21 protein-coding genes are annotated in these 21,552 nt (G+C 66.8%); 19 read left to right on the top strand and 2 right to left on the bottom strand.

Annotation, left to right across the window (positions count from 1 at the left end; all coding sequences use genetic code 11):
* The first annotated feature begins 57 nt into the window (after positions 1 to 57).
* The 11 genes from D3654_RS02620 to D3654_RS02570 all read left to right on the top strand — a co-directional run bounded on the left by D3654_RS02620 (position 58) and on the right by D3654_RS02570 (position 9,284).
* Positions 58 to 687 (top strand): TetR/AcrR family transcriptional regulator, encoded by a 630-nt coding sequence (locus D3654_RS02620; protein WP_120519973.1) that lies wholly within the window; start codon positions 58 to 60, stop codon positions 685 to 687.
* 225 nt (positions 688 to 912) lie between these two features.
* Complete coding sequence (locus tag D3654_RS02615) at positions 913 to 1,311, top strand: hypothetical protein (protein WP_245413036.1); 399 nt, start codon at positions 913 to 915, stop codon at positions 1,309 to 1,311.
* 193 nt (positions 1,312 to 1,504) lie between these two features.
* A complete protein-coding gene (locus D3654_RS02610; RefSeq protein WP_120519972.1) occupies positions 1,505 to 1,750 on the top strand; it encodes a Flp family type IVb pilin in 246 nt (81 codons plus the stop codon).
* 130 nt (positions 1,751 to 1,880) lie between these two features.
* Positions 1,881 to 2,255 carry a TadE/TadG family type IV pilus assembly protein gene (locus D3654_RS02605; RefSeq protein ID WP_120519971.1) on the top strand — a complete coding sequence of 125 codons (375 nt, stop codon included), beginning with the start codon at positions 1,881 to 1,883 and terminating at the stop codon, positions 2,253 to 2,255.
* Positions 2,243 to 3,274: a Tad domain-containing protein gene (locus tag D3654_RS02600; protein WP_120519970.1), complete on the top strand. Its 1,032-nt coding sequence runs from the start codon at positions 2,243 to 2,245 to the stop codon at positions 3,272 to 3,274. The genes D3654_RS02605 and D3654_RS02600 overlap by 13 nt, the downstream gene beginning before the upstream one ends.
* 37 nt (positions 3,275 to 3,311) lie before the next feature.
* Positions 3,312 to 4,079, top strand: coding sequence for a Flp pilus assembly protein CpaB (gene cpaB / locus D3654_RS02595; RefSeq protein ID WP_205571712.1), 768 nt, complete (start codon positions 3,312 to 3,314; stop codon positions 4,077 to 4,079).
* A complete protein-coding gene (locus tag D3654_RS02590) occupies positions 4,076 to 5,269 on the top strand; it encodes a CpaE/TadZ family protein (RefSeq protein WP_120519969.1) in 1,194 nt (397 codons plus the stop codon). Before cpaB ends, D3654_RS02590 begins: the two co-directional genes overlap by 4 nt.
* Positions 5,270 to 6,877, top strand: a complete 1,608-nt coding sequence (locus D3654_RS02585) for a TadA family conjugal transfer-associated ATPase (protein WP_425359385.1) — start codon at positions 5,270 to 5,272, stop codon at positions 6,875 to 6,877.
* Positions 6,878 to 6,884: 7 nt separating this feature from the next.
* The gene (locus tag D3654_RS02580; protein WP_120519968.1) at positions 6,885 to 7,817 is read left to right on the top strand and encodes a type II secretion system F family protein; all 933 of its coding nucleotides are present in this window, start codon (positions 6,885 to 6,887) and stop codon (positions 7,815 to 7,817) included.
* 8 nt (positions 7,818 to 7,825) lie between these two features.
* Positions 7,826 to 8,710, top strand: a complete 885-nt coding sequence (locus tag D3654_RS02575) for a type II secretion system F family protein (RefSeq protein WP_120519967.1) — start codon at positions 7,826 to 7,828, stop codon at positions 8,708 to 8,710.
* A 124-nt stretch (positions 8,711 to 8,834) separates the two neighbouring features.
* Positions 8,835 to 9,284 (top strand): Hpt domain-containing protein, encoded by a 450-nt coding sequence (locus tag D3654_RS02570; protein WP_162943598.1) that lies wholly within the window; start codon positions 8,835 to 8,837, stop codon positions 9,282 to 9,284.
* 18 nt (positions 9,285 to 9,302) lie between these two features.
* Here the strand turns inward: D3654_RS02570 and D3654_RS02565 are convergent, their stop codons facing one another.
* Entirely contained in the window at positions 9,303 to 10,100 is a 798-nt protein-coding gene (locus D3654_RS02565; RefSeq protein WP_120519965.1) for a response regulator transcription factor, read from the bottom strand.
* A gap of 281 nt (positions 10,101 to 10,381) precedes the next feature.
* Between D3654_RS02565 and D3654_RS02560 the strand changes: the two genes are divergently transcribed.
* On the top strand, positions 10,382 to 12,076 hold the full coding sequence (locus tag D3654_RS02560) for a sensor histidine kinase (protein ID WP_120519964.1): 1,695 nt from the start codon (positions 10,382 to 10,384) through the stop codon (positions 12,074 to 12,076).
* Positions 12,077 to 12,085: 9 nt separating this feature from the next.
* On the opposite strand, the gene D3654_RS02555 is transcribed toward D3654_RS02560, so the two are convergent.
* Complete coding sequence (locus D3654_RS02555) at positions 12,086 to 12,568, bottom strand: NUDIX hydrolase (RefSeq protein WP_120519963.1); 483 nt, start codon at positions 12,566 to 12,568, stop codon at positions 12,086 to 12,088.
* 133 nt (positions 12,569 to 12,701) lie between these two features.
* Between D3654_RS02555 and D3654_RS02550 the strand changes: the two genes are divergently transcribed.
* The 7 genes from D3654_RS02550 to D3654_RS02520 all read left to right on the top strand — a co-directional run bounded on the left by D3654_RS02550 (position 12,702) and on the right by D3654_RS02520 (position 21,503).
* Positions 12,702 to 13,169 (top strand): hypothetical protein, encoded by a 468-nt coding sequence (locus tag D3654_RS02550; RefSeq protein WP_162943597.1) that lies wholly within the window; start codon positions 12,702 to 12,704, stop codon positions 13,167 to 13,169.
* A complete protein-coding gene (locus tag D3654_RS02545) occupies positions 13,166 to 15,322 on the top strand; it encodes a bifunctional polysaccharide deacetylase/glycosyltransferase family 2 protein (protein WP_205571711.1) in 2,157 nt (718 codons plus the stop codon). The genes D3654_RS02550 and D3654_RS02545 overlap by 4 nt, the downstream gene beginning before the upstream one ends.
* 78 nt (positions 15,323 to 15,400) lie before the next feature.
* Positions 15,401 to 16,414 carry an isopenicillin N synthase family dioxygenase gene (locus D3654_RS02540; protein ID WP_120519961.1) on the top strand — a complete coding sequence of 338 codons (1,014 nt, stop codon included), beginning with the start codon at positions 15,401 to 15,403 and terminating at the stop codon, positions 16,412 to 16,414.
* Between the two features lie 142 nt (positions 16,415 to 16,556).
* On the top strand, positions 16,557 to 18,104 hold the full coding sequence (locus tag D3654_RS02535) for an ABC transporter substrate-binding protein (RefSeq protein ID WP_205571710.1): 1,548 nt from the start codon (positions 16,557 to 16,559) through the stop codon (positions 18,102 to 18,104).
* Positions 18,105 to 18,120: 16 nt separating this feature from the next.
* On the top strand, positions 18,121 to 19,062 hold the full coding sequence (locus D3654_RS02530) for an ABC transporter permease subunit (protein WP_120519959.1): 942 nt from the start codon (positions 18,121 to 18,123) through the stop codon (positions 19,060 to 19,062).
* Positions 19,055 to 19,882 carry an ABC transporter permease gene (locus D3654_RS02525; RefSeq protein ID WP_425359384.1) on the top strand — a complete coding sequence of 276 codons (828 nt, stop codon included), beginning with the start codon at positions 19,055 to 19,057 and terminating at the stop codon, positions 19,880 to 19,882. The genes D3654_RS02530 and D3654_RS02525 overlap by 8 nt, the downstream gene beginning before the upstream one ends.
* Entirely contained in the window at positions 19,875 to 21,503 is a 1,629-nt protein-coding gene (locus D3654_RS02520) for an ATP-binding cassette domain-containing protein (protein WP_120519957.1), read from the top strand. Before D3654_RS02525 ends, D3654_RS02520 begins: the two co-directional genes overlap by 8 nt.
* Positions 21,504 to 21,552: the final 49 nt, after the last annotated feature.

The raw sequence follows: 21,552 nt of genomic DNA, 5'->3' as shown, positions 1-21,552 counted from the left end.
AATAGCAGTGTGTAAGCTGAGTCACAACGGTTGTAGAAAAAAGATTCGGGGGGCTGCGTGCCGAAAATCGTCGATCATGACAAGCGCCGCGTGGAGCTGGTTGAGGCCACCTGGCGGATCATTGCCAGGCGGGGGATCGAGGGCGCCACGATGCGCGAGATCGCCACGGAAGCCGGCTTCGCCAACGGTGCGCTCAAACCCTATTTCCCCACCAAGGACGACCTCCTCTCCTTTGCCTTCGCCCACGTTTTCAACCAGACGAATGCACGGATCGGAACCGTGTCAGGCGGCCTGAAAGGCCTCGCCGCGCTGCGCAGCTTCTGCCATGAGATCCTTCCGCTCGACGCGGAGCGGCTGAACGAAGCCCGGATCGCAATCGCGTACTGGCAGCGCGCCCTGACCGATCCGGAGAAGGCAGCCCTCCACGACAGGTCCATGGAACAGTGGCGCCGGGAGCTCTTCGGCCGGTTGCGCGAAGCCCGGGACGCCGGCGAACTGAAGGGCGGCCTGGAGGACGACGACGTGGTTGGCGGAATCATGACGTTCGTGCTTGGCGCGCAGATCACGGCGACCCTCTCGCCGTCGCACCACTCCCCGGAGCAACTGCGTTCCCAGCTCGAGTCCTGGGTCACGCTCATGCGCGTTCCGCAGGACGCGGGGGCCGGGGCCCAGGGACGAAGCAAGTAGTACGCGCTATTCCTGCGTAGGGAATTGAGTACACGCCCCGGAATTACGCGAAATGCCGCCCCCGAAAATGGAGTACCTGCCACTCGTGACAGCTTTTGGCGGCTGCGGATTCAATGGAGCGTAGCTGGTCTCAACCGCCGTTCATGACTCTGGGGGTCATACGATGTCTGCTATCTGCAATCCCGTTGTTCCTCTTCCGCGCCGCCTGGTGACGGAGGCAGTGCGATGAGCGCGGGAATGGAATCCGCCGCCATGTTCGCGGGGTCGCTGCCCGGCCTGATCCTGATGACCCTGGGCCAGACGATGGTGGTTGCCTGCCTGTGCTGCGATTTGGTGCGTGCCCTCTCCGTGCCCCGCTCGCACCGCCGCTACCTGGCCAGCACCGTCTTCCGGACCCTGGCCGTGCCGTCCCTCCTCGTCATGGCCGTCAGTGTCCTGGTCGATGTCATCAGGCTGTCCTGGGCCGATCTGGCCTTGGGCGTCTTCGTGATGGTGACGATCATCTTCCGCTTCCACCAGGACAAGGACGAGGACAACTGGTGGAAAGGCAAGGGCAAGAAGCTGGCCGGCTGGGCCCGCCGGCAGTTGGCCCCGCGCGGCGTATTTGCGCCGGCGATGGGCTGAGTCCCTAGGGGTTCCTCAACAGGGTTCCGAAGCCGGGGTTTCCCCGGGTTTAACGCAGGATTTGCGCAGTTTGGCGAGCATTCCCACAGGATGTTCCAAGGACCCGGCAACGCGGTGTTGGGCGTTGCTATGTTGATTGTGAGCTGGTGCTGGGCCAGCCCGAATCCCCCCAAACTCGCTCAGGAGTTATCAAATGTTTTCTCTCATCTCCAACACCGCATCCCGCCTCCGCCGCGATGAAAAAGGCGCCACCGCCGTCGAATACGGCATCATGGTCGCCCTCATCGCCGTCGTCATCATCGTCGCCGTCGGCCTGCTGGGCGGAACCCTCACGGAACTGTTCAACAGCACGGCATGTAGCGTCAAGGGCGGCACCTGGACCGCGTCTGCACCGGCCTCCGGTTCAACGGCGGCGGTTGTCGGCAGCTGCTCGAAGTAGCAGCCAGTCCCGGAACCGTGCGGGTGGGCGGGGCCGCTTCCCCACCCACCTGCACCTTCCAATCAGGCGCCCCCTGCCTCAACTCCCGTTTGAGTCGCATACAACGCTGCAGCACGAAAGGCAGTTCCCTATGTCCAGGAACTCAGAACGCGGCGCCGTGGCAGTCGAATTCGCCCTGCTTGCCCCCGTGCTGGTCCTGCTCCTGCTGGGAATCATGGAATTCGGCAGGGCCTACAACGCACAGGTTTCCCTGTCCAACGCGGCCCGCGAAGGAGTCCGAGTCATGGCGATCTCGAACGACCAAGCTGCGGCCAGGACGGCGGCCAAGAATGCGGCCGTCTCCCTGAATCCGCGGCTCGCGGACGCCAACTTCACCTTCAGCCAGGCGAGCTGCACTTCCGGCGGCCAGATGTCGGTGACCATCAACTACACGCTCACCACCCTTACCGGTATCGCCGGTCCGTTCCCGATGCAAGGCGTAGGAGTCATGGTATGCGCCGGCTAATGCCCCGCGGCGAAGACGGCGAGCGCGGCGGAGTCGCTGTGCTGATCGCACTGGCGCTTGTGGTGCTCCTTGGGTTCGCGGCCTTCGCAGTGGATGCGGGAATGCTGTATTCCGAACGGGCTCAGGTGCAGAACGGCTCCGATGCTGCGGCCCTTGCCGTCGCGCAAAAATGCGCAGCGAACATCGTCGACCCGAACTGCCTGGCGGCCTCCCACCTCGCGGCCGACCTCGTCAACAAGAACGCCGTGGACGGCGCGAGCAACGTCAAGTCGGTCAACCTCGACCTGGTGAACCGCAAGGTGACCGTGACGGGCGGGGCCAAACGGGCCGGCGCATCCCAGGGCGGGGTTTCGCTCTTCTTTGCCAGGGCCCTCGGCTTCGGCACAGCGGACGTCGAGACCACCTCGAAGGTCGAGTGGGGCAGCGCCTACGCCGGCAGGACGGCGTTCCCCCTCGCCTTTTCCGTCTGCCAGGTGCAGGGCTACATCGGGGGAGCCCTGCAACTGCTCCAGGACCACGGAACCGGCGCCAACCCGGGCTGCCTGTACGGTCCTTCGGGAGCGGCCGTGGCCGGCGGGTTCGGCTGGCTCGTCCAGGACCTTGGCGTCTGCGGCGGAACGATCAACCTCGCAGTCAGCGAAGGCGGAAGCGCACCGGGCAACAGTTCGCCCGGCAACTGCGCTGCCACCCTGCAAAAGTGGGCCGACAACATTGCCGCCGGACGCGACGTCATCGTCCTGCTCCCGGTTTTCGACGCCGTGACGGGCACCGGAAGCGGGGCCGTGTACCACCTGAAGTCATTTGCCGCCTTCAAAGTCACGGGGTGGAAGTTCAGCGGCAACAGCACCTTGCCGGACGCCTTCCGCAATTCGAGCCCCGACGTCCCCTCGGCGCTCTCCTGCACCGGAAACTGCCGCGGAATCATCGGCAGCTTCGTCAGGTACGTGTCCCTGGCCGACGGTTACTCGCTGGGCCCGGTGGACGCGTTCGGAGCCACCATTGTGCGCCTCACCAACTAGCCTTTTTCACCCCCAGAAGTTTGAACAGGAGTAGCAAGTGAAGTCCCGCTTGTTGGCCGGATCCGCAGCTGCGCTGCTCGCCGTCATCGGAGTGATCCTCGTCTTCTCATACGCCCAGGCTGCCGACCAGCGTGCGGTGCAGAACCTCACGCCGGTCGACGTCCTGATCGTCAAGGCGGCGGTTCCCGCCGGTACGCCCGTGGAGGCCATGAAGGCCTCGCTGGCCACGCAGCAGTTGCCCGCATCGGCTGTTCCGAAAACGGCGCTGCACACCCTGGGTGACGCCGCCGGCAAGGTGGCCGCGGTGGACCTGATCCCCGGCGAGACGCTCGTCGCCGAGCGGCTGGTCGCCCCGGAGGAGCTCAAGACGCCGGGCAGCGTCACCGTGCCTGCAGGCCTCCAGGAGGTCTCCTTCCAGCTGGAGCCCCAACGGGTTGTCGGGGGCCGCCTGGCCCCCGGTGACCATATCGGCGTGTTCATCTCCCAGACGGGCGGTAAGGACGGGGACAATTCGCAGGCAACCAAGCTGGTCATCCACAAGGTCCTCGTGACGGCGGTCCAGCGCGCGCCGCAGGCTGCGGCCACGCAGCCGACACCGGCCCCGAGCCAGGGTGCGCCCGCTGCGGACCCGGCGGACACCGCCCTTCCGAACGGCCTCCTCCTGCTGACCGTGGCCGTCAACGATGTGGACGCGGCGAAGATCGTGTACGGCAACGAGTTCGCCAAGATCTGGCTCAGCAAGGAGCCGCTGAGCGCGAAAGTCAACGGACCCAGGATCATCGACGGGAAGGAGGTCTTCAAATGAGCCGCTTTGTCCTCATCACCCCGGATGCCGAATTCGACCAGCGGGTGCGCCAGGCCGTGGCGGGCGGGCTGCCCGGAAGCGTGCAGACCTTCTTCACCAACGTCCTGCCAGCCGACCCCTCCGAGCTGTTCGGTGCCCTCAACCAGGAACAGTTCGAAGTGCTGATCCTGGGACCCGAGGTTCCCGTGGAGGAGGCCTTGCGCCTGGCCACGGTCCTCGACGTCCGGGCACCGGAGCTGAGCGTCATCCTCGTCACCGAGCCCGAATCCGGGTTCGTCCTGCAGGCGATGCGATCGGGCATCCGCGACATCATGAGCCCTGCCGCGGACATCGCCCAGATCCGCATCATGCTGGAGCGCGCGTGCCAGTCCTTCGCCAGCCGCCAGCGCACCCTGGAACCGAAGCAGGCCCACACACCCAAGGGCATGGTGATCGGCGTCTTTTCGCCCAAGGGCGGGGTGGGCAAGACCACCATCGCCACGAACATTGCCGTGGGCCTGGGCAAGATCGCCCCGATGAGCGTGGTGATCGTGGACCTGGACCTGCAGTTCGGCGACGTCGCCTCTGGGCTGTACCTCAACCCGGAACACACGGTCACCGACGCCGTCACGCCGTCGGCAAGCCAGGATTCCCTGGTGCTCAAGGCGTTCCTCAGCGTCCACCCGGCCGGCATCTACGCCCTGTGCGCCCCCAAGGACCCGGTGGAGGCTGACGAAATCACGCCGGAACAGGTCAGCCGGCTGCTCGAACAGCTGGCGGAGGAGTTCCAGTACGTGGTGGTGGACACCGCGCCGGGACTGCCCGAAGTTGGCCTTGCCGCGCTCGAACAGTGCACAGACGCCGTGTGGGTCACGGGCATGGACGTCCCAAGCGTCCGCGGTCTCCGCTCCGGCCTGGACATCCTCCGGAAGCTGGACCTGCTGCCGGAAACCCGCCATGTGGTGCTCAACATGGCTGATTCGAAGGCCGGCCTGTCGGTGCAGGACGTCGAGGCAAACATCGGCGCCCCTGTCGATGTGAGCCTTCCCCGGTCGAAGGCCGTTGCGCTTTCCACCAACCGCGGCGTCCCTGTGCTCCAGGAAGCGGTGAAGGACCCGGCCGTGAAGGGCCTCAAACAACTCGTTGAACGCTTCAATCCGGCGTGGCGTGCCACCACGCAGCGCCAACTGCACAGAAGGGTGGTGGTCTAGGTGAAACTCTCCCAGCGGCTGCGCGCCGCCGAGGACAAGGCGGGCGGTCCCTTCGGTGCCGGCCAGGCGGACAGCCGTTCCGCCCTGGGCCGCCCCGCACCGAGCCCTTCGGCGTTGGCCCCATCGACCCAGACCCCATCGACCCAGACCCAGGCCCTATCGACCCAGTCGGCCCCTGCCCGCTCTGAACCGGGCCGCCGCGCAGCGGGTCCGGCCCAGTCCGGTCCGGGATCCGCGTCCGCCGGACCCGTCAAGACGCACACATCCCTGAAGCTCTCTGAGCACTCGGACCAGGGCAAGCCCAAGGTCCAGCAACCGGTGGATGCCTTCGCCGCGCTCAAGGCGCGGGCCGCAACGGCGTTGTTCGAGCGGCTGGGTGCCCGGTTCAACGACTCGGCGCTGAGCGAACACGAGCTCCGGGCGACGGCCCGCGAAGAACTGATCCGGATCGTTGACGCCGAGCAGGTTCCGCTGTCCGCCGAGGAGCGGAGCCGCCTCGTGGGAGACGTCGCGGACGACGTCCTCGGCTACGGGCCGCTCCAGCGCCTCCTGGACGACCCGGACATCACGGAAATCATGGTCAACAGGATGGACCAGATCTACGTCGAACGGAAAGGCAGGCTCACCCTGACGGACTCAGGTTTCAGCTCCGAAGAGCACCTCCGGCGGGTGATTGAGCGGATCGTGTCCAAGGTCGGGCGCCGGATCGACGAATCGTCCCCGCTCGTCGACGCGCGCCTCGAAGACGGATCCCGCGTCAACGCCGTGATCCCGCCGCTCGCCGTCGGCGGTTCGTCCCTGACGATCCGGAAGTTCAGCAAGGTGCCGCTGACCGTCCGGAACCTGATCGACTTCGGCACGCTTACACCCGAAATGGCCGAACTCCTCAACGCCTGCGTCAAGGCGAAACTGAACATCATCGTGTCCGGCGGCACCGGCACCGGAAAGACCACCCTGCTCAATGTCCTGTCCTCCTTCATCCCCGATGACAACCGCATCGTCACCATCGAGGACGCCGTGGAGCTGCAGATCCAGCAGCGCCACGTGGTGAGGCTCGAAAGCCGGCCCCCGAACACCGAGGGCAAGGGCGAGGTCACCATCCGGGAACTCCTGCGGAACTCGCTGCGCATGCGGCCGGACAGGATCGTCGTCGGCGAGGTCCGCGGCGGGGAGTCCCTGGACATGCTGCAGGCCATGAACACCGGCCACGACGGTTCGCTGTCCACGGTTCACTCGAACTCGCCGCGTGACGCGGTGGCGCGCCTTGAAACCCTGGTCCTCATGGCGGGCATGGACCTGCCGCTGCGGGCGATCCGCGAACAGATCGCCTCCGCCGTGAACCTCATCGTCCAGATCTCCCGCCTGCGCGACGGTACGCGCCGGATCACGCATGTGACAGAGGTCCAGGGCATGGAAGGGGAGGTGGTCACCCTGCAGGACGCCTTCGTCTTCGACTACTCCGCGGGTGTGGATGCCCACGGGACATTCCTGGGCAGGCCGGTGTCCACCGGCATCCGGCCCCGGTTCATCGACCGCTTCAACGACCTGGGCATCCACGTTTCCCCCGAGGTCTTCGCCGCGCCGCTGGCATCGGCCGCGAGGGCGTGAGCAGGCCATGATCCTCCTGACAGGCACGGCCTTCATGCTTTCAGCCATCGTGCTGTTCAGCGTCGCGGTGATCCTGCCCAAGAGCCCCGGGGTTCCCCTGGACCGGCGGCGGCCCTACCGGGCAGACGCCGGTTCCCAGCTGACACGCTTTGCAGGCTCCGCCTCCGGCGCCATCCACGGGGTCCTGGTGCGCCGCAATGTGCGGTTGTTCAACCGGGAAGAACTGGAGAACGCCGGGCTGCGGACGAGCCAGGCCGAGTTCTTCATCCTCGTGCTCGCGGGCGCGTTCGTGGGCGCCCTGATCGGCGTTGTTGCCGGCGGAATCCTGCTCGCCGTGCTCTTCTTCATCCTGGCGCCCTTCGTGGCGAAGCTCGTCCTCAGAGTCCGGACCGGCAAGAGGCGCGCGAAGTTCGACGAGCAGCTCGGGGACACGCTGCAGCTGCTGTCCGGCGGCCTGCGCGCCGGGCACAGCATCCTGCGCGCGATCGACGCCGCCGCCACCGAATCGATCAGTCCGACCGCCGAGGAAATGCGCCGCATCATCACCGAAACCAGCCTGGGCCGGGAACTCCAGGCCTCGCTCAACGACACCGCGGAGCGGATGCGCAGCGAGGACTTCGTATGGATCGCCCAGGCCATCCAGATCAACCGCGAAGTGGGCGGCAACCTGGCCGAAGTGCTGGACCAGGTCAACGAAACCATCCGGGAGCGCAGCGAAATCAAGGGCCACATCAAGGCCCTCGCGGCGGAAGGAAAGTTCTCCGGATACATCCTGATGGCCCTTCCCTTCGGCATCACCACGTTGCTCATGGTGGTGAATCCCGGCTACATGAATGTGATGTTCACCAACCCGCTCGGCTGGGGCATGGTCGCGGCATCGGCCGTCCTCATGACCATCGGCGGACTCTGGATGCGCAAGATCATCGACCTGAAATTCTGAGGTGAACCGTGAATTCCCTGCTCCTTCTGTCCCTGCTGCTGGTACCGGTGCCGCTCGCCTACCTTGCGTGGTCGGTCCTGTCGGTGGACCGCAGCACCCGGCGTTCCGTCCGGGAGCTGCTGGCGCGAGGGCGAGCCGCCGTCGACGTCGGTCCGCAACGCCGCGGCAGCGCGCTCGACAGCCTCGGGCACAGGCTGACTCCCGGAAGTTATGCCCAGAAGCTGGACCGTCTGCTCTCCCTGGCCGGCCGGCCCCCGTCCCTTCCGCTGGGGCGGGTCCTCGCGGCCAAACCTGTGCTCGCCTTGTGCGGCGCGCTGCTTGGCTTCTACATCGGCAGCAGCAGCAACAGCGGGATCATGAAGCTCGTGGGGATCTTCGTGGTGCTGCTGGGCTACTTCATTCCGGACCTGATGCTGTACAGCAAGGGACAGGAACGGCAGAAGACCATGCAGTTGGAACTGGCCAACACCATGGACCAGATGCTGATCTCGGTCGAGGCCGGCCTCGGTTTCGAAGGTGCCATGGCCCGGGCCGGTGAAAACGGGAAGGGCCCGCTGGCCGAGGAACTGGTGCGCACGCTCCAGGACATGCAGGTGGGCCGCAGCCGCCGCGAGTCCTACCTGGCCCTGGCGGAGCGCTCCAACGTTCCGGAACTCCGGAGCTTTGTACAGGCCGTGATCCAGGCGGACACCTACGGCATCGCCATCAGCCGTGTCCTCCGGGTCCAGGCGAAGGTCATGCGGGTCAAGCGCCGCCAGCGCGCCGAGGAGAAGGCCATGAAGCTTCCGGTGATGATCCTCTTCCCCCTGCTGTTCTTCATTTTTCCCGTGCTGTTCATCGCGATCCTCGGCCCGGCTGTCATCAACACCATCACGACCTTCAGCGGCGGCTGAGCCGGACATTTGCGGTACTGGAATCGGGTGGCCCTCAAAAGTCCCCTAAAACCAGAAGACTTAAGATTTCCTCAGGAAAACCACAAGAACCGTTTTGCCGGAATTCAGAAAGTAGCATTGAGCTATGTCCAGTCCAGGGACCAGCGAAACCGGAGATGTGCAACCCGTGCGTACGGGTTCCATCGACGATTCAAGGGTGCCGACTCCCGCCGGGTCGGCGCAGCCCATATTGGATCTCGCGGTTTTCCAGCTCCTGGAGGACCAACTGGACAATCCGCTCATTGCCCGCAGTTTTGCCAGCGATTTCGCTAAACTCTGGACCCTTCGCTACGAAGTCCTTGCCGGTGCGGTGGAACGCGGTGACGCCGCCGGGGCAATGGAAGCCGTCCTCAGCCTCAAAACCTCGTCAACAATGGTCGGAGGTGTCCGGCTGGCGTTGTTGGCGGGACAATTCGAGGAGCGCATCCGGAACGGCGACTTGAAGGACACGGGCTCATTGCTCGCCGCCGTGGCGGAATGCGGCCGTGCCACGGTCCTTGAACTGCGGGGCAGTTACGTTCTCCGGAATGAATAACGCCGCAACAGGTGCCGGCTAATCCGACCGTTCTGGAGCAAGCCGGTATCCGATGCCCCGCACCGTCACCAGGAAACGCGGCGATTGCGGATCTTCGCGGAGCTTCCGGCGAAGGTTGCCGATATGGGTTTCGACTGCCCTTTCGTCGGCCTCGCCGATATACGCGTCGGCCTCGTAGTAATCGCCGCGGGCCGCCCTGACCAGGTCCGTCCTCGTCCGTACTGCGCCCTTGCCGCGCAGGATGTCGACCAGCAGGTCGAATTCGCTCCTTGTCAGGTTCAAGGCAGAACCCTCGAGCGTAACCGTCCTGGTCTTGTAGTTGAGCGCGAGCCCGTTGTGCCTGATCACCGCGTCATCAGGGCGGTCCGGCCGGGATGCATCCCGGCCGCTCCGGCCGCCGTCGGGCAATGCTTCGCGGAACTCCGCCGCAGTGGCCGGGGACGCGGCGCGGGGCCGGCGCATCATGGCGGTGACCCGGGCCCGCAGTTCGCGGGGAAGGAACGGCTTCCTGACGTAGTCGTCGGCGCCGGTGAGGAACGCCGTCAGCGTCTCGCTCTCGTCCTGCCTGGCCGTCAGCATCAGCACATAGGCGTCGCTGAATTGCCGGATGCGGCGCAGGACTTCATGGCCGTCCATGTCCGGAAGCCCGATATCCAGGGTGACAATTGCCGCCTGTTGATGTCGTACGACTTCCACGCCTTCGCGGCCGGTCGCGGCGGAGTGCACCACAAAACCGGCCTCCTTGAGGATGGCGTCAACCAAATTCCGGACGTCTTCGTCATCCTCGATGACTACAGCTACCCCAGGCTCGCTCATGTATATCCTCGAGTTGGCGACACCGCCGCACCGCCCAGCGCAATGCGGGGGTGTCTCCGAATAGCAACGATACAAGCATCGAAGTTTATTCGCACCTAATATGTGGATTATGTTCCGAGTCAAAGGTCCAGGTCCGCTGCGCAAGGCCGACATTTCCGGCGGTCTGCACGACGGCGGATGCGAATTCTTCCTGCAAGGGTCCTTGTTCCTGGAACCGCCGTTGCTACAATCGCCCGAAGTAGCAATTCCCCCCAACGGTTTCGCCTACGAAAGGTCCTGCCTTGAGTGAGCAGGCTATTCTCCGCACCGCCGGCCGTTTCTTCAGGAAACTCAGGCCGCGGGCGCGCGTGGCTGTCTCTGAATTACCGCTGACCATCATCGTCGGCGGCCTGGTGATTGCGGCGCCCTCCCTTTGGCCGGGCCTGCTCCAGAACTGGGTGTTCGTCACCGGGGTAGTCCTCCACGGAATCCTGTTCCTTGGCTGCCTGCTGATTCCCTGGGAGCGCCTCGAACCAAAGGCAAGCCTGGCCATTCCCATCCTGGATTTGCTGGCCCTGTGTTTTACCCGGAACGGCGCGTTCAGCGTGATCCCGGGCCTCACAGTGCTTTCCGTTTTTCCAGTGATCTGGCTGGCGGCCTCCGGCATGCTTTCCAGGACGAGCCTCATCCTCAGCTTTGCGGGACCTTTCCTCATCGCGTTGCCGACCCTCCTTGCGCACCTGCCCAACCCCACGGCGTCGGACATTTCCTCGGTGCTCCTCTTGCCGCTCATGATGTTTGCGGTGGCGCTCTCCATCCGGCTGGCCGGTTCCTATGCCCGCCTCCAGGAGCGGCGGGTCAAGCACAGGGACCGGGCACTGCGGCAACTGCTCGCCGCCAGCAGGGAGCGCGAAACGCTGCTGCAAACCATCCTGGACACCATCGACGTCGGGATTGTCGCCATTGATTCCAAGGGCGAAACGCTGCTGGTCAACAACCAGCAAAAGGCCTTCCTGGGACTGGCCGACCCCACCGGAAGCGCGCCGTCCGACGGGGACCGCTTGGTTTTCGGCCAGGACCGCCACACACCGCTCCCGCCTGAAAAGGACCCCGTGAAGCGGGCGGTGCAGGGGGAAACCTACTCCGACTACCTGCTGTGGTTCGGTACCGGAACGGAGCAGCGGGCCATCTCCACTGCCGCCCGCGGGATGAGCAACGACGTCGACGGCGGATTCGGCGGCGCGGTGGTCTTCTACCGGGACCTGACCGACGTCGTCAACGCCCTCGCGGCCAAGGATGAACTGGTCGCGAACGTTTCGCACGAGTTCGGCGGGCCCCTCACGGCGATCCTCGGCAACCTCGACATCGTGATGCGCAACGCCCCGGAACTCGAGGCAGGAACGCGGCGGGGCTTGGAGGTCGCCGAACGGAACGCCGAGCGGCTGCGCGTCCTGGTTCAGGATCTGTTGTCCTCGGCCGCGTCCGTCGAAAGCGTGCAACTGCGGCGGACGGATCTGGCGGGACTCGTGGAAAACAGCCTTGGTTCGGCCCGCGCCCAAGCGGACGCCGCCAACGTCGGCCTCGTGGCGGACGTGCCGGCGCCGCTCTGGGCAGATGCCGATCCGCTGCGGCTGGGCCAGGCGTTGGACAACCTGGTTTCCAACGCCATCAAGTATTCGCCGGGCGGCGGGCTGGTAAGCGTCAGCGCCACGCGGGACGAGGGCTGGGTCCGCCTTGAAGTGCGTGACACCGGCATGGGCATGACCGAGGACGAGGCCGCCAGGATCTTCACCCGCTTCTTCCGGACCCCCGCGGCCCGCCAGGCGTCGATTCCGGGCGTCGGGCTCGGACTGTCTATCACCAAATCCATCGTGGAACGGCACGGGGGCAGCATCACCTGCAGCAGCAGGCCCGGAAAGGGAAGTACGTTCACCGTGGCGCTGCCCGCGGGGAACGGGGCGGGGGACCCGGACGTACGGCCTCAAAGCCTCAACTAGCTGCCACTCTTAGCCCGGCCCGCGCGCGGTCGCCAGGTGCTCCAACAGTGCGTCTAGAACGGGCACCTGGCCCCGGACCAGCAAAGTCCGGGCTTGGGCTTCCGAGGTCCATGCCGCACGGTCGATCTCGGGGAAGTGCTGGACCCGGCCCGATCCTTTCGGCCATTCCAGGGGAAAGGTGTTGCTCCGGATCTCTTCCGGCGCGAAGCCTGCCTCGGCCGCGAAGACCGTGATCACTTTGCCCGAAGGCTGCCGGAAGGCGCCGAGCCGGAAGTAGTCGGCAGACGGGGCAGGGGTTCCCATCTCCTCTGCGAACTCGCGCCGTGCGGCCAGCCAGGGGTCTTCGTCGGCGGCGTATTCGCCTTTGGGAAGGGACCAGGCATGTGCTTCCTTGCCGGCCCAGAACGGTCCACCCATATGGGCGATCCACACTTCAATGCCGGCGCCTGCGTTGCGACGGTACAACAGGATGCCCGCGCTGACGACGCTCATTTGCACTCCATGGTCCTAGGCTAACCGCGACGGGCGCCATGGCGGCGCGCGGACCGCGGCCGGTGTCCGTCACGGCGGCCCGGGAGGAAGCTCTCCCTTAGAGGGGGCGCGGATCGGCTAAAATTGATGCCCGATGGCAGATCTTAAAGAAAACCCCGTTCGTGTCCAGCCCCTGAATCCCCAGGGGCCGATCTTTGTGGACGCCTCGGGGCGGCGCCTGCGGAAAGTCAAAATCGCAGGCCTGGCAGCCGCAACCCTCGTAGCCGGATATCTCGTCCTGCTGCTGCTCGCCTTCATCGGCGGGTCCAACGTTGCAGCGCCCTACCTGCCGCTTCCGGTCCCCGCCGCCGGCGACCGTCCGGCGCCCTCCAAGGAAACCCAGCCGCCGGGCAACGGGACCCCGGCCCCGGAACCCTCAGCACCGCCCGCCGTCGGGCAACCGGCAGCCCCGGTGGAGGCTGTTCCCGCTGCGGGCCCGGCCACCAGCGTGCCCGAACCCACCGCTGTCGCTCCCAGCGCAGACCCGGCCGCCACGAGCCAGGGCAAGCGCGACGAGGCCCCGGGCCAGGCCAAGCGGCCAAGCAGCCCCGCGCATCCGTGAGCGCCCGCCATCCGTTCCGGCGCGAGGCTCCGGCCGGCGTCAGGGCACACTGGTTCATCCTGCTCGCCGTCCTGCTATCGATAGCTGCCGCCCTGCTCGTCCAGGGGTACACGCACCACCTCGCCGGAATCAGCGACGACTCCGCGCCAGCCGCCGGGACCGCCACCACCGTCCCGAAAACCGTGAGCGGCGGCGGCCCCGTGGTCGACGCCCGCGGAGGCGCCGTCCACTCCGTCCGCCCACCGGAGCGCACCCTCGCGCTGACCTTCGACGACGGACCCGACCCCGAGTGGACACCCCGCATCCTGGACGTCCTCCGGAAACACCACGTCCACGCGACCTTCTTCCTGGTCGGCTCGGCCGCCGTCGACCACCCGGACCTGGTCAAGCGGATCGTTGCCGAGGGCCATGAGATCGGTGTCCACACCCTGACCCACGCCGACCTCGGCAATGCCCCGCAATGGCGCCGGCAGCTCGAAGTCCAGGGCGCGCAGAAGGTCATCAGCGGGATCACCGGGCAGGCCGCGTCCCTGCTGCGTCCGCCGTACAGCTCCGGGAACGACGCCGTCAACGACGGCACCTGGTCGGCAATGCAGGACCTCGCGGACGACGGATACCTGAGCGTGTTCAGCACTCTCGACAGCAAGGACTGGCAGAGCCCCGGCGCCGCGGAGATCGAGCAGAAGCTCGCCTCACCCGGGGCCCAGGGCCAGGTGGTCCTGATGCACGACGGCGGCGGGGACCGGGCGGAGACCGTCGCCGCCCTGGATGCGACCCTTGGGCGGTGGGCCGCCCAAGGGTACAAGGTAACCACCGTCGGCGCCGCCGTCGGCATCGAAAGCATGCGGCAGGCCTCCATGGTGGAGCAGCTCAGCGGCACGGCCTTCGTGTGGGGCATCCGGCTCAGCGACTTCGTCGTCACGGCCATCTCGTGGGCACTCGTGGTGGCCGGGGTTGTGACGCTTGCCCGCGCCGTGCTCGTGGTCGGCTTCGCCGCACGCCACAGCCGGATGGCGCGCCGCCTGCGTGCGAGCGGCCGCGGCCGGCGCCGCACGGACGTCGCCGTCCGGCCCGAGGTCACGGCTCCGGTCAGCGTCATCGTCCCCGCGTACAACGAGGCGGCCGGCATCGAAGCGGCCGTGCGTTCCATCGCGGCCTCGACCCATCCGGTGGAGATCATCGTGGTCGACGACGGCTCCACCGACGGCACCGCTGACCTCGTGAAGGCACTCGGGCTTCCCCGTGTCAAGGTCATCCGCCAGGCCAACGGGGGCAAGCCCTCCGCGCTGAATGCAGGGCTGGCGGCCGCCACGCACGATCTCGTAGTGATGGTTGACGGCGACACCGTGTTCGAACCCGGCACGGTCCACGCCCTCATCCAGGCCTTCGCCGATCCTGCGGTGGGCGCCGTGTCCGGCAACACCAAGGTGGTCAACCGCGGCGGCATCCTCGGCGCCTGGCAGCACATCGAGTATGTGGTCGGCTTCAACCTGGACCGCAGGCTCTTCGACCTGGCCGAGTGCATGCCGACCGTGCCGGGCGCCATCGGCGCCTTCCGGCGTGAGGCACTCTTCGCCATTGGGGGAGTCAGCGAGGACACCCTCGCCGAAGACACCGACCTCACCATGTCGCTGTGCCGGGACGGCTGGCGGGTGGTGTACCAGGACAATGCGCTGGCGTGGACCGAAGCTCCCGCAACCCTGGGCGCCTTGTGGCGGCAGCGGTACCGCTGGTGCTACGGCACGCTGCAGGCCATGTGGAAGCACCGCCGCGCCGTCGTGCAGGGCGGAGCCGCCGGCAAGCTCGGCAGGCGCGGCCTCGGGTACTTGCTGGTCCTCCAGGTGCTGCTTCCCCTGTTCGCACCGGTGGTCGATGTGTTTGCGCTCTACGGGCTCTTCTTCCTCGACCCGGTGCGGATTGCCGCGCTCTGGCTTGGCTTCCTGCTGGTGCAGTTCCTGATGGCCGCCTACGCCTTCCGGCTGGACAAGGAGCCGCTCCGGCCGCTGTGGGCCCTTCCGCTCCAGCAGTTCGTGTACCGGCAGCTCATGTACGTGGTGGTCATCCATTCCCTCGTGACTGCGGTGGCCGGGCTGCACCTGCGCTGGCACAGGATGGAGAGATACGGCAGCCTGAAGGTCCCGTCCGAACGGTAGGCACCATCGCGGCGGATACGTAACATTGGAGCCACTACAAGCTGCGGCTTGACAAGTCCGTCGAAAAGGAATGACGCAGTGGCTCTTGAGACTTTGCCCGTGCTCGATTTTTCCCGCTTGCAGGCTGGCCCTGAGGAGGCGGCCCGCTTCCGCGACGAGCTCCGGGACGCCATGCATGAGGTCGGTTTCCTGTATCTGTCCGGCCATGGCATTCCCCAGGACCTCACCGACGCGATGCTCGATGTGTCCCGGCGGTTCTTCGGACTCCCGGAGGAACAGAAGCTCGCCCTGGAAAACGTCAACAGCCCGCAGTTCCGCGGTTACACGAGGATGGGCGGCGAACTGACCGCCGGTGCGGTCGACTGGCGCGAGCAGATCGACATCGGCGTCGAACGTGAGCCGGTGCAGGCCGGCCCGGGCGTGGCCGATTACTGGCGCCTTGAGGGACCCAACCTGTGGCCGGAGGCGCTTCCCGAAATGCGGGGCATCGTGGCCGAGTGGATGGACCGGCTGAGTGCCGTATCCCTGGACCTGCTGCGGGCGTTGGCGGTTTCCCTGGGCGCCCCCGAAGACACTTTCGACGAAGCCTTCGCCGCCCGCGCCTTTCCCGTGCTGAAGATCGTCCGGTACCCCGGGGAGTCCGATCCGGACCCCAAGCAGGGAGTGGGTTCGCACCGCGACGGCGGCGTGCTGACCCTGCTGCTGGTGGAACCGGGCAAGGGCGGCCTGCAGGTCGAGCACGACGGGAACTGGATCGACGCCCCGCAGGTGCCGGGCAGTTTCGTGGTGAACATCGGCGAAATGCTTGAGCTGGCCACCAACGGCTACCTCAAAGCGACCCTGCACCGCGTGATCTCGCCCCTGCGCGGCACGGACCGGATTTCGCTGCCGTTCTTCTACAATCCGGCCCTCGATGCCCGGATGCCGCAGCTGGCTGTGAGCTCGGAGTTCCAGGCCAGGGCACGGGGGCTGTCCGTCGATCCGACCAACAGCCCCATCCTGGAAACCTACGGCGACAACGCCCTCCGGTACCGGCTCCGCGCCCACCCGAACGTGGTGGCCGCCCAGCACGCGGACCTGCTGAAGGACTGACGCACGGCCGGCACGCGGTGCAATTGTTACACCGCCCAAACTCCCGGCTACGCGATTCCGCCGAGGTAAGGCTAACCTAAATAGTCTTTGTTTTGTGCGCCCGGTGTCTTCGCCCCGGGCAGGCTGTGTAGGCGGTTTTCTTTTGCGTGTATTCAAGGGGTCCCGTGCGGCCATCGGCGTGGCGGCGGTGCTTGCCCTCGGCGGCTGCGGCCTCGGCAACAGCCAGGGCGGCGACGCTGGCAAGGCGCCGGACCTGAACCAGCGGATCGTGGTGGACAACTTCCGGGCCCCTGTGGCGGACTGGGCGCCCGAGTCCGATGCCGCCTACATCCTTTCGCTCTCCGGGTGCCTGGAGACCCTGACCAAGTATGACCACGCCCAGGGCAAGGTAGTGCCGTTCCTCGCGAGCAGCTGGAAGCAGGTTTCGCCCCTGGAATGGGACTTCACCCTCCGGGCGGGTGTGAAGTTCCAGGACGGCACGGACCTGACGGCGGCAGCCGTTGCGGCTTCCCTGAAGCACGTGCTCGATGCCGACGTTCCCGCGCGTGCCTTCAACAAGAAGGTCATCAGCGCAGTCAAGGTGATCGACGCCGGCACCATCCGGGTGACCACTCCCACGGAAAGCCCCTTGGTGCCGTACCGGGTCGCGAGCGTCAACACCGGGATCCTCGCCCCGGCGGCATACAAGGGCAGTTCCGTCGACCCCTTCGGCCACTGCACCGGCCCCTTCACCCCGGTGTCCGAAAAGCCCAAGCAGTCCCTGACGCTCGACCGCAACGAAAACTACTGGGGCGGCAAGGTCCAGCTGGCCGGTGCCGAAGTACGCTTCATCACCAACGGCGCCACCCGCGCGGCCCAGGTGCAGACCGGCGAAGCGGACATCTCTCTGTCCATCCCGGTTTCCAGCCTGCCGTCGTTGGAAAGCGCCAAGGACGTGAAAATCCTCAAGGCCGATTCGCCGCGCACGGCAACCCTTTACCTGAACAACAAGCGCAAGCCGTTGGACGACGTCAATGTCCGGAAGGCGCTCCGCGCGGCCCTTGACCTCGAGGCCCTCGCGGCGAGCGTCTACGAAGGCGCGGCCCTGCCGGCGTCTGGACCGTTCGCACCGTCCGAGCCGTGGGCCATCGACGGTGCCGTTCCGCCCAAGCAGGATCTGGAAGCGGCGAAGAAGCTCCTGGCCACGGCCGGGTACTCCGCCGACAGGCCCCTGGAGATCATCGCGATCGTGGAACGCGCCGAATTCGCGGACGTTGCCACGGTGGTTCAGGAGAACCTCAAGAAGATCGGCATTCCCGTCTCCATCCAGAGCAAGGAGTACGCCGCGGCGGAACCCGATGTCCTGGCCGGCAAGTACGACATGCTGCTCAGCCAGCGGAACCGGCTGATCGACATCGCCGATCCCGCCGGCTTCCTGACGGCCGACTACAGCTGTGAGGGAAGCTACAACCTCAGCCACTTCTGCGACGCCGGGTATGACCGCCTCATCGCCGAGGCCGCGCAGACCGGAAACAACGAGGAGCGCTACAAGCTCTACGCCCGGGCCGGAAAAATCCTGGACGACCAGGCAGTGAACCTGTGGCTCGTCAACGAGCAGGCCACCGACGCCGCGCGCAGCAACGTCCAGTCCTACGTTCAGGACCCGCTTGCCCGGTACGTCCTGACCGCACAGACCGCGAAGTCCGGCTGATAGCAGTGCCGACCCGATGATCAAGTTCATGACCAGGAGAACGGCGACCCTTGTGGCAGCCGTTCTCCTGTCCTCGTTCGCGGTGTTCCTGATTCCGTACGTCACCCCGGGTGATCCGGTGCGGAAGATCATCAGGTCCCGCGTCGCCGGGGATGTGGTTGACGACTCGACCGTGGAGTCCTTGGGCGTGAGCCTGGGCCTGCACGACCCCCTGTTCGTCCAGTACCTCCGTTGGCTGGGCAGTTTCCTCTCCGGAGACATGGGATTGTCCTACGTGAGCCGCACCCCCGTGGCGGAACAGGTCATGCCCGCACTCGCTGTGACCGTGAGCCTTGTTGCCGCCGCGCTGGGGACGGCCGTGCTGGTTTCGCTGCCGTTGGGGACGGCCGCCGCACTCAGGCAAGGCCGCCGGACGGACCGGTTGATCACCGCCGTCACCCAGTCCTTCATCGCCATGCCCGAGTACTGGCTTGCGCCGATGCTGGTCCTTCTCTTCGCCCTGAAGCTCGCAGTGCTGCCTTCGGCGGGCTGGAACGACGCCGCCTCGGTGGTCCTGCCCGCGGCCACGCTCGCCCTGCGTCCCATCAGCTATTTCACGGCCGCCGTGCGCTCGGGAATGCTCGATGCCCTTTCCTCGGACCACGTGTTCGCTGCCCGGGCCCGCGGGCTGGGAAAGACCCGCACCGTCCTCAGCCATGTCATTCCCAATGGACTTGTTCCCCTCTCCACGCTGTTCGCCGTGTGGTTCGCCGGCCTGCTCGGCGGCTCCGTGATCGTCGAGGTGATCTTCGCCGTACCGGGCATGGGCCGGCTGCTTTACGACGCCGTGGTCAACAGCGACATTCCGCTCGCCCAGGGAGGGGTGGTCGTCGTGGTAGCCCTGGCCGTCGGAATCACCACCCTCGCCGATTTCGTCCACCGTGTCCTGAGTCCGCAGGCAGGTGCGGGCCTTGCGTAAGCGCATAACGATCGACCGCGCCGCCCTGGCGGTCCTCACGCTCGCCGTCCTGGCCGTTGCCGCCGCACCCCTGGTGATGCCTTACGCGCCCGACGCTCAGAACCTCGCGGTCCGGCTGGCCCCTCCGGGGCCGGAACATTGGCTCGGAACGGATCACCTCGGGCGGGACACCCTCAGCCGGGTGCTCGACGGCGGCCGCTTCTCCATGAGCATGGCCGCGGCCGCCACAGTGTTCACCGCCGTGCTGGGAACAGTGATCGGGGTGGCCAGCGCGCGCCGCCGGGGCTGGCTCGACGAGTTCCTCACCCGCACGAACGACGTGCTGCTCGCGCTCCCGGAAATGGTGGTGGCCCTGTTCATCGTGGCGGCCATGGGCACGGGCTTCTGGCCCCTCCTGGCCGCCCTGACGGTGACTGGCTGGACGCCTTTCGCCCGGCTTGCCCGCACGCTGGCGTACGACGTCTCGGCCCGCGGCTTCGTGGAAGCGGCCCGCGTGCTGGGCTGCCCGCCGTCGTTCATTGTCTTCCGCCACCTCCTCCCGCACCTGGCCGCCCCGCTGCTCGGCCAGGCGACGCTGAGGTTCGGCCAGCTGCTGATCAGTGTCGGCGCCCTGTCCTACCTGGGGCTCGGCGTGCAGCCCCCGCAATCGGACTGGGGGTCGATGCTGGCGGCCGCGCAACCCTACGCCGAACGGGCACCGATGGGTATCATCGCGCCGGGACTTGCGATCTTCATCGTGGCCTTGTGCGTGACCCTGATCGGGCAGCGAGCAGCGAAGAAGGCCGCGGTCACTGCGGCACGGGAGGAAGCCCATGCCTGAGCAACTGGTCATCGACGGCCTGCGGGTCGGCAACGGCGGCCCGGGCCGGCCCGTCCTGGACGGGGTCAGCCTGTCCGTGGCACCGGGCGAGTTCGTGGCACTGGTGGGCGGTTCCGGATCCGGCAAGACCATGACGGCGATGTCGGTCCTGGGCCTGCTTCCCGCCCGGCTGGCCCTCGAGTCCGGATCCATCCGGCTCGGCAGCACCGAGCTCACCACCGCCCCGGAGACGGACCTGGACAAGATCCGCGGCGGCCGGATCGGCATGCTCTTCCAACAACCCAAACGGATGTTCAATCCGAACCGGAGGATCGGCCGGCACCTCCTCGAACCCCTGCGGATCCATGCCGGGCTGCGCGGCGCAAGGGCGCGGGAGAAGGCACTGGGGCTCCTGGCCGAAGTGGGATTCGACGATCCCCGCGCCGGTGCCCGCAGCTACCCGCACCAACTCTCCGGAGGCATGGCCCAACGCGCCATGACCGCCCTGGCCCTGGCCGGGCGCCCCGACTTCCTGCTGGCGGATGAGCCGACGTCGGCCCTGGACAAAGTGCTGGAACGCCAGATCCTGCAACTGCTGGACCGGGAACGTGCCGGACGTGGCCTGGGCATCCTGTACATCACGCACAACCTCGCATCGGTTGCCGCCTTCGCGGACCGTGTGCTGGTGATGGAGTCCGGCCGCGTGGTCGAGTCCGGCCCCACACGGGAAGTCCTCGGACGCCCCCAGGCCGCCTACACCCGGTCGTTGCTGGACGCCTCCAATCTCCAGCCCGTGGATGTGCCTGCCCCGCCACGGGACGAATCGGACATGCTCGCCCTGAAGGCCGTCGGCAAGAGCTTCTCCGCGGACCGGCGAAGCAAAGCAGCCCTCGCAGGGGTTTCCCTCGAGCTGAAGAAGGGCGAGATCCTCGGCGTCCTGGGCCAGTCGGGCTCGGGGAAGAGCACCCTGGCACGGTTGATCGTCGGCCTCGAGAAGGCCGACCGGGGAACGATCTCCCTGCACGGGGACCTTCCGAAGGGTCCGCAGGGCGCGGCGACGGCGGTGCAGCTCGTCTTCCAGGAACCGCACGGCTCTTTCGACCCCCGGATCACCCTGCGGTCCAGCCTTGAGGCGCCGCTGTTGCGGTCCGGGCTCACGGCTGAGGAGCGCGGACGGCGCGTCAAGGCTGTCCTGGCCGAGGTGGGGCTCGAGGCCGTGCTGCTGGACAGGCGTCCGGCCCAATGCTCGGGTGGCCAGCTGCAACGCGCCACCATTGCACGGGCCCTGTTGCTGGAGCCGCAGGTGCTCATCTGTGACGAGGCCACCTCCGCGCTGGATGCCCTCACCCAGCGCACCATCCTGGACCTGCTGCGGCGGCTGCACCGGGACCGCGGGCTGAGCCTGCTGATGATCACCCACGACATGGACGTGGTGCGGCATATGTGCCAACGCGTGGCCGTGCTCTACCAGGGGGCCCTGGTGGAACTCGCCGAGACGGCCGCCTTCTTTGCCGGCCCGAAGCACGAACACAGCCGGGCATTGGTGGAGGCCTCGATTCCCTGCAGGGGGCTGCACCTGAAGCAAATCACCGGCGTGCAGGAGGCATCGAATCCGGAGGAGCCGGTACCGGCACGCCATTGAGTCCGTCCGTGCACCCGGGTAGGGTGGGCGCACCTTCACGAGCACCGGA

It is taken from the genome of Arthrobacter celericrescens (assembly GCF_003614925.1).
Lineage (GTDB): Bacteria > Actinomycetota > Actinomycetes > Actinomycetales > Micrococcaceae > Arthrobacter > Arthrobacter celericrescens.
The sequence above is the reverse complement of the archived record's forward strand: the minus strand, read 5'-3'. Positions and strand labels throughout refer to the sequence as shown.